Source organism: Anaeromyxobacter sp. PSR-1 (assembly GCF_000964525.1).
Taxonomy (GTDB): domain Bacteria; phylum Myxococcota; class Myxococcia; order Myxococcales; family Anaeromyxobacteraceae; genus Anaeromyxobacter.
Map to the genome: position 1 here is coordinate 1 of NZ_BAZG01000034.1, position 13,901 is coordinate 13,901.

General features: G+C 74.4%; 11 protein-coding genes. 9 read left to right on the forward strand and 2 right to left on the reverse strand.

Translation table 11 applies throughout. The annotated features are described in order from the left end of the window. The 5 genes from PSR1_RS07910 to PSR1_RS07930 form a co-directional block, all read left to right on the forward strand. Positions 1–734 (forward strand): 2-oxo acid dehydrogenase subunit E2 (locus tag PSR1_RS07910; RefSeq protein ID WP_193388344.1); only part of this gene is annotated, 734 nt, incomplete at its 5' end. Continuing rightward, positions 731–1,003 carry an acyl carrier protein gene (locus PSR1_RS07915; protein ID WP_059437071.1) on the forward strand — a complete coding sequence of 91 codons (273 nt, stop codon included), beginning with the start codon at positions 731–733 and terminating at the stop codon, positions 1,001–1,003. The genes PSR1_RS07910 and PSR1_RS07915, both read left to right, overlap by 4 nt. A gap of 66 nt (positions 1,004–1,069) precedes the next feature. Then, on the forward strand, positions 1,070–1,867 hold the full coding sequence (locus tag PSR1_RS07920) for a tryptophan 2,3-dioxygenase (RefSeq protein WP_059437072.1): 798 nt from the start codon (positions 1,070–1,072) through the stop codon (positions 1,865–1,867). Next, a complete protein-coding gene (locus PSR1_RS07925; protein ID WP_059437073.1) occupies positions 1,864–3,042 on the forward strand; it encodes a kynureninase in 1,179 nt (392 codons plus the stop codon). The genes PSR1_RS07920 and PSR1_RS07925 overlap by 4 nt, the downstream gene beginning before the upstream one ends. 72 nt (positions 3,043–3,114) lie before the next feature. Further along, a complete protein-coding gene (locus PSR1_RS07930; RefSeq protein WP_059437074.1) occupies positions 3,115–3,687 on the forward strand; it encodes a hypothetical protein in 573 nt (190 codons plus the stop codon). A 60-nt stretch (positions 3,688–3,747) separates the two neighbouring features. Here PSR1_RS07930 and PSR1_RS07935 read toward each other — a convergent pair whose 3' ends face one another. Next, on the reverse strand, positions 3,748–6,312 hold the full coding sequence (locus tag PSR1_RS07935; protein WP_059437075.1) for a hypothetical protein: 2,565 nt from the start codon (positions 6,310–6,312) through the stop codon (positions 3,748–3,750). Positions 6,313–6,748: 436 nt separating this feature from the next. Here PSR1_RS07935 and PSR1_RS07940 point away from each other — a divergent pair, with 436 nt between their 5' ends. Both PSR1_RS07940 and PSR1_RS07945 read left to right on the forward strand, forming a co-directional pair. After that, positions 6,749–9,376, forward strand: a complete 2,628-nt coding sequence (locus PSR1_RS07940) for a methyl-accepting chemotaxis protein (RefSeq protein WP_059437076.1) — start codon at positions 6,749–6,751, stop codon at positions 9,374–9,376. Positions 9,377–9,458: 82 nt separating this feature from the next. Then, positions 9,459–9,917, forward strand: a complete 459-nt coding sequence (locus PSR1_RS07945; protein ID WP_059437077.1) for a cache domain-containing protein — start codon at positions 9,459–9,461, stop codon at positions 9,915–9,917. Between the two features lie 49 nt (positions 9,918–9,966). Here the strand turns inward: PSR1_RS07945 and PSR1_RS07950 are convergent, their stop codons facing one another. After that, positions 9,967–10,725 carry a Mut7-C RNAse domain-containing protein gene (locus tag PSR1_RS07950; protein WP_059437078.1) on the reverse strand — a complete coding sequence of 253 codons (759 nt, stop codon included), beginning with the start codon at positions 10,723–10,725 and terminating at the stop codon, positions 9,967–9,969. Between the two features lie 207 nt (positions 10,726–10,932). Between PSR1_RS07950 and PSR1_RS07955 the strand changes: the two genes are divergently transcribed. Beyond that, entirely contained in the window at positions 10,933–11,823 is an 891-nt protein-coding gene (locus PSR1_RS07955; RefSeq protein ID WP_237757869.1) for a PH domain-containing protein, read from the forward strand. Further along, positions 11,820–13,868: a cation/acetate symporter ActP gene (gene actP, locus PSR1_RS07960; protein ID WP_082100170.1), complete on the forward strand. Its 2,049-nt coding sequence runs from the start codon at positions 11,820–11,822 to the stop codon at positions 13,866–13,868. Before PSR1_RS07955 ends, actP begins: the two co-directional genes overlap by 4 nt. Positions 13,869–13,901 lie beyond the last annotated feature (33 nt).

Consider the following 13,901-nt stretch of genomic DNA (forward strand, 5'->3'; position numbering starts at 1 on the left):
CCGCCGTCCGCGGGACCGGGCCGGGCGGCGCGGTGACGCGCGCCGACGTGGACGGGGCGACCCGCGCGCCGGCGAGCGCCATGCGCCAGGCGATCGCCGCCGCGATGTCGCGCTCGAAGCGCGAGATCCCGCACTACTACCTGGCCGCCGATCTGGAGGTCTCGCGCGCGCTCGCCTGGCTCGCCGCCGAGAACGAGCGCCGCCCGGTCGCCGAGCGCCTCCTCCCGCTCGTGCTCCTGCTCCGGGCGGTGGCCCGGGCCGCGCGGGCGGTCCCGGAGGTGAACGGGTACCACGTGGACGGCGCGTTCCGGCCGGCCGGGGCGGTCCACCTCGGCGTCGCGATCTCGCTGCGCCAGGGCGGGCTCGTCGCGCCCGCCCTGCACGACGTCGATCGCAAGCCGCTCGGGGAGCTCATGCGCGAGCTCGGCGATCTCGTCGCCCGCGCGCGCGGCGGCGGGCTGCGGAGCTCCGAGCTGACCGACGCGACGCTCACCGTGACCAGCCTCGGCGACCTGGGCGTCGACCGGGTGTACGGGATCATCTACCCGCCGCAGGTGGCGCTGGTGGGGTTCGGCCGCATCCAGGATCGCCCCTGGGCGGTCGAGGGCCGCGTCGAGCTCCGGCCGGTCGTGACCGCGACGCTCGCCGGGGATCACCGGGTGAGCGACGGGATCCGCGGCGCCCGGTTCCTCGCCGCCGTCGACCGCCTGCTGCAGGCGCCGGAGGAGCCATGACCCCGGAGGCGATCCGCGCCGCGGTGCTCTCGATCCTGGGCGGCATCGCGCCCGAGGTCGACCTCGCCGCGATCCGACCCGACGCCGACCTGCGGGACGCGCTCGACATCGACTCGATGGACTTCCTCCGGTTCGTCGTCCGCCTGGACGAGCGGCTCGGCGTGAGCGTCCCGGAGAAGGACTACGCGAGGGTGCGCACGCTCGCCTCGTGCATCGCATACCTCTCCGAGCGCGGCGCGTCGGAGCGCGGCCCCCCGCGACCCGGATGAGCAGGTTCGGCCGTCGGCCCTCCCGGATAAGTCGGGCTCACGCTCGCACCCAGGACGGAGGACTGGATGACCGACCCCTCGGCCCACTCGGCGGCCCTGACCTACGGCTCCTACCTGGCGCTCGACGAGCTCCTCGCGGCGCAGCGGCCGCGCTCCGAGGAGCACGACGAGCTGCTGTTCATCGTGGTGCACCAGGTCTACGAGCTCTGGTTCAAGCAGCTCCTCCACGAGCTGACCTGGCTCCAGGAGCGGCTGCACCGGGGCGAGGGCGGCCACGCGCTCGCCACGCTGAAGCGGGTCCTCACCATCCTGAAGACCGTGGTGGCGCAGGTGGACGTCATCGAGACCATGACGCCGCGCCAGTTCACCGCGTTCCGCAGCCGCCTGGAGGCGGCGAGCGGGTTCCAGTCGGCGCAGTTCCGGGTGCTGGAGGCGACGCTCGGGCGCCGCGACGAGCGGATGCTCGCGCCGTACCCGCCCGACGGCCCGGGGCACGCGCGGATCGCCGCGGCGATGGCGGCGCCTTCGCTGTTCGACTCCCTGCTGCGCTACCTCGCCACGCAGGGGTTCGCGACGCCGGCGGCCCCCGAGCCGCGCCCGGCGGGCTGGCGCCAGCCGTCGGAGGCGGTGCAGCGCGTCCTGCTGGACGTGTACCGCGCCGACGGCGAGCCGGCCCTGGTGTGCGAGCGGTTCGTGGACCTCGACGAGGGCGTCCAGGAGTGGCGCTACCGGCACGTGAAGATGGTCGAGCGGACCATCGGCGACAAGCCGGGCACCGGCGGGTCGGCGGGCGCGCAGTACCTGCGCTCGACCCTGTTCACCCCCGCGTTCCCGGATCTGTGGGCGGTGCGGGGCGCGCTGTGAACCCGCTCGCGCGCCACTACGCGCGCTTCCGCGTGGCGGAGCGGCTGCTGCTCACCGGCCACTCGCACCAGGCCTGGCCCGACGTGGCGCGGGACGGGCAGCTCGAGGCGTTCGACGACGCGGCGCGCGAGGTGGACGAGAAGTGGGGGCGGGCACTCGCCAGGGCCGAGCGGGTGCGCGACGGATTCCGGACGCTGCTCGCCGATCCCGGCGGCGAGATCGCGCTCGGCGGGAGCACGCACGAGCTGGTGCTGCGGTTCCTCTCCGCGCTCGACCTGCGGCGGCGCCGGCGGCTGGTCACGACCGACGGCGAGTTCCACACCCTGCGCCGGCAGCTCGCCCGGCTCGGCGAGGACTGGCTCGAGGTGGAGGTGGTCCCGGCGCGGCCGGTGGACACGCTCGCCGAGCGGCTCGCCGCGCGCGCCGGCGACCCGACCGCCGCGGTGCTGGTCTCGGCGGTCCTGTACGAGGACGCCCGGATCGTGCCCGGCCTCGGGGGGCTCGCCGAGGCCTGCGCGGCGCGCGGGGTCGAGCTGCTGGTGGACGCCTACCACGCGCTCGGCGCGATCCCGTTCCCGCTGCCGGCCATGGGGCTCGGGTCCGCCTGGATCGTCGGCGGCGGCTACAAGTACCTGCAGCTCGGGGAGGGGAACTGCTTCCTGCGGCTGCCGCCGCACGCGCGCGCGCTGCGGCCGGCCATCACCGGGTGGTACGCCGAGTTCGACGCCCTGGCGGACGCGGCGCGCCCGGGCCTGGTGCCGTACGGCCGCGGGGCCGCCGCGTTCGCGGGCTCGACGTACGATCCGACCAGCCACTACCGCGCCGCGCGCGTCATGGACTTCTTCGGCGAGCAGGGGCTGACCCCGGAGGCGCTCCGGGCGAGCTACCGCCGGCAGCTCGCGCTGCTCGCCGCGCGCTTCGACGCGCTCGGGCTGGACGAGGCCGTGGTGACGCGGGACCGCGGCACCTCGCTCGACCGGCTCGGCGCGTTCCTGGCGCTCGACTCGCCCCACGCGGCGGCGCTGCAGCGCGCCCTCGCGGCGCGGGGCGTGCTCGCCGACAGCCGCGGGCGCCACCTGCGGCTCGGGCCGGCGCCCTACCTCGACGACGCGCAGCTCGAGGCCGCCGTCGCGCGGCTGGGCGAGGCGGCGCGGGAGCTCCGGGCCGCGCCGTGAGATGATGCCCGAACAATCCGTCAACCGGACGTCACGGGCGCGCAACGCCGGGCGCCCCAGCGTATCGCCGCCATGATCCGACCGTCTCCGCAGTGCGCACGCCGCGTCGCCGTGCTCCTCCTCGTCGCGCCGCTCGCGGCCGCCGCGCAGCCGCGCGAGGCGCGCGGGAAGGGCGCCCAGCTCCCCGAGTCCTCGCTGCAGCTCATCCTGAGGAGCCGCGACGCGCTCGGCCTCGACGCCGGCCAGGCCGTCACGCTCGAGCTGAAGCTGAGCGAGCTCCAGCTCCGCGTCCGGGAGCTGGTCGCGGAGCGCGATCGCGACGTGGAGCAGTCGAGGTCGGGACCGCAGAGCGGGGCGCCGGGGCCGGGCGACGGACCGCTCCGGGGTGGCACCGGCGCCGCCCCGCCACCGGGGGCCATCCAGGTCCGGGACCAGCGCCTGCTCGCGGACTACCAGGCGCTGGACGCGGCGAGCGTCCAGGGCGTCCGGCGGGTGTTCCGGCCGGAGCAGCTCGAGCAGGTGGAGGCGCTGCTGGCCCGCCGCGCCGATGCGCTCGCCGGCCGCGCGTCGCGGCCACCCCCGGAGCCGCCTCGCGACGGGGGGCCGCCGGCCCCGCCGAGAACGAGCGGGGCCGGGGCGCCCTGAGACGCCCCGGCCCCTTGGGAGCAGCGGGGAGGATCGCTCCCCGCCGCCTCGCAGCGGTTGCTACGGCACCGCGTCGATCAGCGTCTGGCGGCCGTGCTCGAACACCGACGGCGCCCAGCCGTTGTCGTACGCGTGCTTGCGCAGCTGGAACTGCTCGAGCGCGTCACCGGACTGGTGGCAGCTCATGCAGGACGCGGTGGACGGCCCGAGGAGCTGGTCGTCGGCCAGGTCGTTCCACGGCGCCACGCCGGCGTCGTAGGTCACCCCGACCACCTGCCGCGGATCCGGCAGCACGTTCGCGGTGGTGCCGCCGGCCGTGTCGACGTGGCAGGCGCCGCAGTCGTTCAGCGCGCGCGGGTACTCCACCTCGACGAAGCGGTGCGGGCGCCACGTCCCGTCGGTGCTGTCGGCGAGCTCGCCCTGCGCCTTGCAGCTGCCGTCGGTGTTCGCCACGTTCGAGTAGTCCTTGCCCGTGGCGGCGGAGCCGTACACCTTGCAGTAGCTGAGCGGCCCGTCCTCCTCGTCCACGCAGCTCACGCACGCGTCACCCGTCGGCCAGTTCGGCAGGACCGCCAGCGCCTCGGCGGACCCGAAGAAGTAGATGCCGTTGGTGCGGTAGTACATGAGGCCGCGGCCGGTCTCGCCGGCCGAGTGGATCGCGTGCACCATCGTGCGGAGGTCGTACGTCTGGCCGGCCAGGCCGTCGTACGCGTTCGCGGCGGTGATGCCGATGTCGAGGCGACGGTTCTGCTCGCTCGAGGCCGGGTTGTGGCACATCACGCACAGCTCGATGCTGTCCACGCGGCTGCCGCCGTGCTGGTACAGGGTGCCGAAGTGGCACGCGTTGCACTTGTCCACCGAGACGATCTGACGGCGGATCGTGTCCGGCAGCGCGCCGTCCGCCACCATGAACTCGCGGGTCGGGGTGGTCGCGCGGACCCAGATGACGTTCCCGTTGTCGAACCGGACCTGCGGCTTGCCCTGCAGGGCGACGATGCCGCGGGTGGCCGTGGTGGTCTGGAGCGGCAGCACCGTCGTGGCGACGTGGTTGGCGTCGCAGGTCGTGTTGGTGGTGTTGAGCTGGGTGGAGCCGTTCGGCTGGCCGGGGAGGATGGTGGTGGACGTGCCGGTGAGGCCGTCGTTCACCCAGTCGTCCGCCTGAGCGTAGGAGCGGATGAAGCTCATCGAGTTGCCGCAGCCCGCGGCCGTGTTGGTGCAGCCCTCGGTGGCCAGGTCCGGCGGCGTCCGGAAGAACACCGGGCCGACCGCGTAGTTGTCGTTGCACGGATCCCACGCCGCGCCGCCGTTCTCCGGGTTGGTGGCGGTCCAGGTGACCGTCATGTCCGTGGCGCTCACCGCGACGTCGGTGATCGCGAGCTTGATCGTCGAGGCGAGCACGATCGACTGGTCGGCGCCGTCCCAGATCAGGCCGGCGCGCTCGGTGACCTGGCCGTCGTGGAACATCGAGGCGGTCTGGCCGTCATGGCACGGGGTGCAGGTGTCGAACGGCGTGAACGCGGCGTGGTTGAAGGGCGCGTCGGGGAACGAACCCATGTCGTCGTGGCAGGACACGCACAGGGCGAACGACACCGGGGCGTTCGCGGCGGCGGCGAGCCGCTCACCCTGGTGGCAGGTGGCGCAGTTGTTCATGTTGCCCGGGAAGCCCTTGGAGAAGTCGGTGAAGTTGCCGTTCGACGGCCACACCCAGTGGTACACGCCGTCCGGCATGTTCTTCGAGTTGTGGATGCCGTGGACGATGCCCATGAGGCCGGTGCCGCGGGTCCCGTCGGCGGGCGGGACCTCCACGATCGGCGGCGTCACGTTGTTGTTGGCGGCGACGTAGCCGGTGAGGCGCGTCTCGACGGCCCCGTCGCGGTTGTGGCAGACGACGCACGGGCCGACGCCCTGCGGGTTGGTCACGTCGTGGGCCGCGCCGCGCCAGATGTGGTTGCCGTGGCAGTTCATGCAGGCTTCGTTGCTCACGGAGTCGTGCGCGACCTCGCCGAGGGTCGCGACCACGGTCGCGGTCATCTCGTCCGGGCCCATGGTGCTCAGCATGAAGGTCGTGCCGGGCGCCGGGTCGGCCGCGAAGCCGGAGACCGTGATGGTGTAGTTCCCGCTGCCGTTGCTGGCCACGGACCACTGCACGTTCGGATCGCAGGTGGCGGTCGCGGTGGTGCCACACGGGATCTTGGTCCGGCGGCCGGCGCGGATCGCCGGGTCGTAGACCCAGAACGCGTCCTCGTTGTGCGCCCGCAGCGTCGCCGCCTTGTTGGTGAAGTCGATCCGGTTCACGCCGTTCACCTTCACGTTGAAGCGGAAGGTCACCGCGTGCGTGTCGGGGTTGACGCGGATCGTGTACCGATCGTCGGTGGACAGCGTCACCTGGACGGCGTCCGTCGGCGCGAGCGCGTGGACGGAGCCGATCGACCCCGCGTGACAGCCGGCGCACGCCTCGGTGGTGGCGAGCGGCGGCTCGCCCGGATCACCCTTGTCGCCCTTGTCGCCCTGGTCCCCCTTGTCTCCCTGCGGCCCCTGCGGGCCCACCGGCCCCTTGTCGCCCTGACAGCCGGCGGACAGCGTCGTCGCGAGTGCGATCGCGACGAGCATCATCAGCTTCCTCATGACTCCCCCTCCCTACGTTGGGTTGCGCTACGGAACCCGCGAACGTCGGAGTGCGATGAGACGCCCCCGAATCCCACCGGTCAATGCGACGGCCGACCACGCCACAATCCGGGATCAATCGAATGGCCCGGTGCGGCAATGGTCGCTGCGCAATCGCGCACGCCGGGAAAGCTCCTGCGCCCGGCGGCCCGCCGCGCACGGGGGCGGCCGGACCGCACGCCGGCCCGGCGCGGCCGGGGCCCCGCCCGTGGGGGCGGGCAGGGCGTCACGCCGTTGACGCCAGGGGCGCGGGCGCGCGCCGCGGCCGCGGCGGCGGGTGTCACCCGGGGTGAGGGCAAACCCGCGCGCGGCGCCGGGAAATCGCGAGCGCCTCCCCTGGCCCGGCGCTTGCTGCCGCGTCCGGACCGCCAGCCCCCGGGACGCCATGCTCGCTCGAATGAAGATCGGAACGAAGATCGTCGGCACCTACGCCATCGCGGTCGCCCTCCTGCTCGCGCTGCTGGCGGGCAGCGTCGTGGCGCTCCGCACGCTGGAGGGCATCTCCGCCGGCTTCACCGGCGTGGCCGTGCCGAACCTGAGCTCCGTGGCGACGCTCGAGTCCGAGATGACCGACGTCTCCCGGGCCGTCCACGCGCTCTCCAACGCCCGCTTCGACGCCGACTTCCGCGCCGCGCTCCGCCGGGACGCGGACCGGTCGCTGGAGGCCGTCGCCCGCGCGCGGAGCGAGTACGGCGCGCGCCCCAGGTCGGCGGAGGAGGACGCGCACTGGCGGGCCCTGGGGTCGCCGCTGGACGACTGGACCGGCGCGGTGACGCGGGTGCTCGAGCTGGAGCGGTGCCGCGACGCGCTGCTCGCGGAAGGGCTGCCGGTGGAGGATCCGCAGGTGGAGCGCGCGCAGCACCGGATCCTGGGCGCGCTCCTGCTGCACCGGGACGGCTACGACGCCGCCATGGGGCTCCTCGATCGGCTGAAGGCGAGCCAGGCCGCGCAGGTGGCGGCGGAGGGGGCGCGGGCGAGGCGCGCGGCGGTGGCGTCCGGGGTGGCGCTGGCCGCGGCGATCCTGCTCATCGCCGTCGCCGTGCTGGCCGTCGGGGCGCTGGTGGCGCGCGACGTCACCGCCACCTTCGCCCGGGTGGCCGGGACGCTCGATCAGATCGCGGCCGGGAGGATGCCCGCGCGCATCACCGAGACGCGCGGCGCGGACTTCAACGGCGTCCGCGACAGCCTCAACGCCGTGACCGGGGCGGTGGAGGCGCTCGTCGCCGACGCCAAGGGCCTGGCCGGCGCCGCCGCCGCGGGCCGGCTCTCCGCGCGCGCCGACCTCTCCCGCCATCAGGGCGACTACCGCGCCATCGTGGCCGGCGTGAACGAGACGCTCGACGCGGTGACCGGGCCGGTGGCCATGGCCGCCGACTACGTCGATCGGATCGCCCGGGGCGACATCCCGCCGCGCATCGAGCGGGAGTACCCCGGGGACTTCGCCCCGCTGCGCGACAACCTCAACACCTGCGTGGACGCGGTGAACGCGCTCGTGGCGGACGCGCGCGCCCTGTCCGCCGCCGCCGTCGAGGGCCGGCTCGCGACCCGCGCGGACGCGACGCGCCACCAGGGCGACTTCCGGCGCATCGTGGAGGGCGTCAACGCCACCCTGGACGCGGTGATCGGGCCGCTCGGGGCCGCGGCGGCCTGCGTCGACCGCATCGCGCGCGGCGACCTCCCCGGCGCCATCTCGGAGCGGTGGGCGGGTGACTTCGACGCGCTGAAGGGCAGCCTGAACGGTTGCATCGGCGCGGTGGACGCGCTGGTGGCCGACGCAGGCCTGCTCTCTCGCGCGGCGCTGGACGGCAGGCTGGACGTCCGCGCCGAGGCCGCGCGTCACCAGGGCGTCTACCGCGAGATCGTGGAGGGCACGAACGAGACGCTCACGGCGGTGGTCGCGCCCATCCGCGACGTGGCCGCGGTGCTGGGCCGCCTCGCGGAGGGCGACCTCTCGGCGCGCGCCGACGCCGCGCGGTACCGCAACGAGTCGCGCGCCATCCTGGAGGGCGTCAATGCCACGCTCGACGCGCTGCTGGCGCCGGTGCACGAGGCGGCGCAGGCGCTCGGGCGCCTCGCCGAGCGGGACCTGCGCGTGCGGATGGGCGGCGCGTACCGCGGCGACCACGCGCGGCTGAAGGAGGCGCTCAACGCGACCGCCACCGCGCTGCACGACGCGCTGGCGCAGGTGGCCGAGGCGGCCGACCAGGTGTCGAGCGCCGCGTCCCAGATCGCCTCCTCGTCGCAGGCGGTGGCGAGCGGCGCCTCGGAGCAGGCCGCCTCCCTCGAGCAGACCCGCGCCTCCGTGGACGGCGTCGCGGCGGTGGCGCAGCGGGCCGCGGAGGGCGCGCAGCAGGCGAGCCGGCTGGCCGAGCGGGCGCGCGGCGCGGCCGGCGAGGGCGCCGCGGCGGTGGCCCAGGTGCAGGGCGCGATGGCGAGCATCCGCGCGAGCGCGGAGGGCACCTCGCAGATCATCAAGGACATCAACGAGATCGCGTTCCAGACGAACCTGCTCGCGCTGAACGCCGCCGTCGAGGCGGCGCGCGCGGGCGAGGCCGGCCGCGGCTTCGCGGTGGTCGCCGAGGAGGTCCGCTCCCTGGCGCTGCGCTCCAAGGAGGCGGCCAGCCGGACCGAGGGGCTCATCCGCGAGTCGATGGGCCGCGCGGACGAGGGCGCCGCCGTCGCCACGCAGGCGGCCGCGCGCCTCACCGACATCGTCGGCTCGATCGGCCAGGTGTCCGACCTCGTCCGCCAGATCGCGGACAGCGCCCGCGCGCAGACCGCCGGCGTCACGCAGGTCCACGCCGCGGTCGGCGAGATGGACAAGGTGACGCAGCAGAACGCGGCCAGCGCCGAGGAGTCCTCCTCCGCGGCCAGCGAGCTCTCCGGCCAGGCCGAGGAGCTCGCCGCGATGGTGGGCGCGTTCCGCATCGCCCGCGCCGGGGCGGCGCCCGCCGCGCCGCCGCAGGCCCTCGAACGGCCGGCGGACCGTGACGTCGTCGCGGCCCCGCGCCGGGCGGAGGCCTGAGCGCGGGCCCGAGCAGCCCGGCGCGCCGCAGGACGTCGGCGCGCGCGGGGACTCCACCAACGTCCTGCGAAGAGGTGCCTCCATGAAGAAGCTGCTCGCCGCGCTCGCGGTCGCGATGGTCCTGGTCGGCGATGCCTGGGCGGCGGACGTCCGCGCCACGCCCGAGGACGCCCAGGAGCTGGTGAAGACCGCGGTCGCCTACCTGAAGAAGCACGGCAAGGACCGGGCGTTCCAGGAGTTCCAGAACCGCAACGGGCCGTTCATCTACAAGGATCTCTACCTGTTCGTGTACGACCTCGAGGGCACGTGCGTGGCGCACGGCGCGGATCCGTCGCGCGTGGGCAAGAACTACATGAACGTCGCCGACGAGGACGGGAAGCTCTACACGAAGGAGTACGTGGAGCTCGCGAAGACCAAGGGCTCGGGCTGGACCCGGTTCAAGTTCAGGAACCCCGCCACCGGCAAGGTCGAGCCGAAGAAGGCCTACACCGAGCGCGTGGGCGACGTGCTGGTGGGCTCGGGCGCGTACACCGCCGACTGACCCCGCCCGGCGCCGGACCCCGCGGCGGGGTCCGGCGCCGACGCGGCGCTCAGGGGCCGCGCGGCGCGCACTCCTCGAGCAGCTCGGCGACGAGCCGCTCCATCCGCGCGTGGTGCGAGCCGGCCCAGTAGACCCGGTCGCAGGAGGGGCACCGGCGGAACGCGTGGTGCCGCGCCCGCACCGCCGGTGGCACGCGATCCGCGACGGCCTCCGGCGCGGCCGGCTCGAGCGGCGCGTTGCAGCGCAGGCAGCGCCGGAACGGCGCGACGGCGCGCGCCAGGTCCAGCCGCCGGACCACCTCGGCGAGCTGGGCCCGCGGCTCGGTGGCGCGGACCCAGTAGCCGTGGGTCACCACGCGGCGCTTCAGCAGGCCCTGGTCGCGGGTGAGCAGGACGCGGCCCTCGGCCGCCGACACGGCCGCGAGCTCCTCGTCGGCCGCGTCCGATCGCCAGCGCGCGTCGAACCCGAGCATCCGCAGGTGGCGCGCGAGCCGGCCCAGGTGGCCGTCGAGCACGAAGCGCACCTCGCGGAGCGGGGCCGGGCGGACGCGCGCCAGCGGCCCGATGTCCAGCGCCTCGAACACCGGGTAGACGCTCACGCGCGCGCCGTCGCGCAGCGGCCACGAGAAGCCGACCGACTCCCCGTCCGCGAGGACGAGGTCCACCTCGGTGTGCGGCACGCCCAGCGACTCGATCGCGTCCTTGACCGCCGGGCGGCCGAGGAACGCGTGCTCGAACGGCACCCCGCGCCGGTGCGGCGGGAGGAAGTCGTTCAGCTCGGCGTAGAAGCGGAAGGTGGCGCGGCCCATGGCCCGTTCCTCCGAGGCTAGGGCCGGGCCGCGGCCGTGTCGCGGGCACGTGCGGGGACGCCCGAGGGCGCCGGCGGAGCGTCCATCCGTCCGGCGCCCGCGATGCAGCGGACCGGAGCGGTCGTCATCCGGCGACCCACCTCGAAGCGGTGAACGCACCCAGGGGCGGCCTTCACCGCAGCGGCGGCCGTGGTGCACACTGGCCGCATGCGCGAGAGCCTGATCGCCTTCGCGGTGCTCGCGGTCCTGATGTTCGCAGCGCAGGCGGTGCGGGCCCGAGGGCGCCGGCGCCCCGCCGCGCCGGCCCATGTGCCCTGGAAGCCGGGCCAGCGGCTCGTGCTCCGGACCCCGCCGCGGAACGCGTTCCTGTCGTGCGTCACCGCGCTCGTGCCCGCCGCGCTGGTGGCCGCGCTGATGATCCGGTCCTGGGCCGCCGAGCCGCGCCGCGTCGGGCCGCTGGGCATGGCCGGCGGGGCGGCGGTGGTCCTCCTCCTGCTCGCGGTCGCCGCCTTCCAGCTCGCCTCGGCCGCGCGCGCCCACGTGGTGGTCCACGACACCGGCCTCGAGCGCGTCGGGGTGTTCCGCCGCCTGCTGGTCGGGTGGGGCAGCGTGACGAAGCTCTCGTTCAACGGGGCGCAGCGCTGGTTCCACCTGACCACCGAGCACGGCGCGCACGTGTGGCTGCCGCTCGACGTCGCCGGCATGCCCGAATTCGCTCGGCTCGCGCTGCGCCGCCTCCCGCGGCAGGTGCTGGAGGCGGACCCGGCGGCGCGCGAGCGCTGCAGGAGCTGGCCGGCACCGGCGGCGCCCGCCGCTCGCGCAGCGCGATGTGACGCGCGGCCCTCGCTCGCCCGGCCTGCCCCGGACGCGCGGCCGCGCCCGAGCGGGCGCGGGCCGTCCCGGCGCCGTCGATTCGGGAATCAGCGGCGCCACCGCCGGGCGGGGCTTGAACCCGCGCGCGCGAACGGGCAGCCTGCTCACCTTCGCTTCGCCCGACGCTCGTTCACTCCGGGTGCCACCTCACGGGGCACACCTCCCAGCCCACCGATCGCACCACACCCACGGCGCCCCGCGCCGCGAGGAGATGTCGACCCATGAGCAGCGCCGTCTACGAACGCATCCGCAACGATCCGAAGTTCCACGAGCTGGAGCGCCGCCGCGGCCGCTTCGCCTGGCTCCTGTCCTCCGTCGTCCTGCTCTTCTTCTACGGCTACATCCTGATGGTCGCGTTCGCCCCGGCGACGCTGGCCCGGCCCGTCGCGCAGGGCTCCACGCTCACGGTGGGCATCGCCTTCGAGCTGGCGATGTTCGTCGGCTTCTGGGTGCTGGTGGCCGTCTACGTCCGCCGCGCCAACTCCGAGTTCGACCAGCTCACCGCCCGGATCGTGAAGGACGCGGTGCGCGAGGAGGGCGCGGCCGGCGCGGTGAAGAAGGCCGCCGGCGCGCTCCTGCTGCTCGTGCTCCCCGCGCTCGCGTCCGCCGGCGGCGCGCTGGAGGGCCCGGTCGAGAAGCAGCCGCTCAACGTCCACGCCATCGCGATGTTCCTGGTGTTCGTGGCGCTCACCATGGGCATCACCTACTGGGCGGCGAGCCGCACCCGGTCCACCACCGACTTCTACACCGCGGGCGGCGGCATCACCGGCTTCCAGAACGGCCTCGCCATCGCCGGCGACTACATGTCCGCCGCGACGCTGCTCGGCCTCACGGCGATGGTCTACTCGCAGGGCTACGACGGCTACATCTACATGATCGCCTGGTTCGTCGGCTGGCCGGTGATCCTGTTCCTGATGGCGGAGCGGCTGCGCAACCTGGGCCGCTTCACGTTCGCGGACATCACGTCCTACCGGCTCGACCAGACCAAGGTCCGCTCGCTCGCGGCGGTCTCGTCGCTCACGGTGGTGATCTTCTACCTGATCGCGCAGATGGTCGGCGCCGGCCAGCTCATCAAGCTGCTGTTCGGCCTCCCGTACAACTACGCGGTGGTGGCCGTCGGCACGCTGATGATGGTGTACGTGATCTTCGGCGGGATGCTCGCCACCACCTGGGTCCAGATCATCAAGGCCGGCATGCTGCTCACCGGCGGCACGGTGGTGGTGGTGCTGGCCATGAGCCGGTTCGGGTTCTCGTTCCCCACGCTGGTGCGCGAGGCGGTGGCGCAGTTCGCGGAGGTGACCCGGGCGAAGGCGGCGGACGGCACGCTCGGCGCCGGCAAGAACCTGCTCGCCACCGGCGGCTTCCTGAAGGACCCGGTGAACGCGGTGTCGCTCGGCCTGGGGCTCATGTTCGGGACGGCCGGCCTGCCGCACATCCTGATGCGGTTCTTCACGGTGGGGAACGCCAAGGAGGCCCGCAAGTCGGTGCTCTACGCCTCCGCGTTCGTCGGCTACTTCTTCAACGTGATCTTCGTGATGGGGCTCGCCGCCATCCTGATCGTGGGGAAGGATCCCCAGTTCTTCGAGAAGGGGCTGCTCCCGGCCGCGGGCGTCGCCACCAAGATCATCGGCGGCAACAACATGGTGGCCATGCACCTCGCCCGCGCGGTGGGCGGCGATCTGCTGCTCGGCTTCCTCGCCGCGGTCGCGTTCGCCACCATCCTGGCGGTGGTCTCCGGCCTGGCGCTCGCCGGCGCCTCCGCCATCTCGCACGACCTCTACGCGCGCGTGCTGAAGAAGGGCAAGGCGTCGGAGGCGAGCGAGATGCGGGTGTCGAAGATCGCCACCATCTGCCTGGGCATCGTGGCCATCGCGCTCGGCATCCTGTTCGAGCAGCAGAACGTGGCGTTCATGGTGGGCGTCGCCTTCGGCATCGCCGCGGCCGCGAACTTCCCGGTGCTGATCCTGTCCATGTACTGGCGCGGGCTCACCACCCGCGGCGCCGTGGCGGGCGGCGTGACCGGCCTCGTGTCGGCGGTGACGCTGGTGTTCCTGTCGAAGTCGGTGTGGGTGAACGTCCTCGGGAACGCGGCGCCCATCTTCCCCTGGGACCAGCCGGCCCTCTTCGCCATGCCGGCCGCGTTCCTGGCCGCGTTCACGTTCTCCAAGCTCGACGGGACCGCGCGCGCGAAGGCGGAGATCGAGGCGTTCGAGGACCAGTACGTCCGCGCGCAGACCGGCTTCGGCGCGGCCACCGCGGCGAAGCACTGAGGGCGCAGGGCCCGCGTCCCTCCCCGCGCGCCG

Excerpts from the sequence above, each read along its gene's own strand:
- PSR1_RS07915 (WP_059437071.1), top strand. The coding sequence starts at position 731 with ATGACCCCGGAGGCGATCCGCGCCGCGGTGCTCTCGATCCTGGGCGGC.
- PSR1_RS07920 (WP_059437072.1), top strand. The coding sequence starts at position 1,070 with ATGACCGACCCCTCGGCCCACTCGGCGGCCCTGACCTACGGCTCCTAC.
- PSR1_RS07930 (WP_059437074.1), top strand. The coding sequence starts at position 3,115 with ATGATCCGACCGTCTCCGCAGTGCGCACGCCGCGTCGCCGTGCTCCTC.
- PSR1_RS07935 (WP_059437075.1), bottom strand. The coding sequence starts at position 6,312 with ATGAGGAAGCTGATGATGCTCGTCGCGATCGCACTCGCGACGACGCTG.
- PSR1_RS07940 (WP_059437076.1), top strand. The coding sequence starts at position 6,749 with ATGAAGATCGGAACGAAGATCGTCGGCACCTACGCCATCGCGGTCGCC.
- PSR1_RS07945 (WP_059437077.1), top strand. The coding sequence starts at position 9,459 with ATGAAGAAGCTGCTCGCCGCGCTCGCGGTCGCGATGGTCCTGGTCGGC.
- PSR1_RS07950 (WP_059437078.1), bottom strand. The coding sequence starts at position 10,725 with ATGGGCCGCGCCACCTTCCGCTTCTACGCCGAGCTGAACGACTTCCTC.
- PSR1_RS07955 (WP_237757869.1), top strand. The coding sequence starts at position 10,933 with ATGCGCGAGAGCCTGATCGCCTTCGCGGTGCTCGCGGTCCTGATGTTC.
- actP (WP_082100170.1), top strand. The coding sequence starts at position 11,820 with ATGAGCAGCGCCGTCTACGAACGCATCCGCAACGATCCGAAGTTCCAC.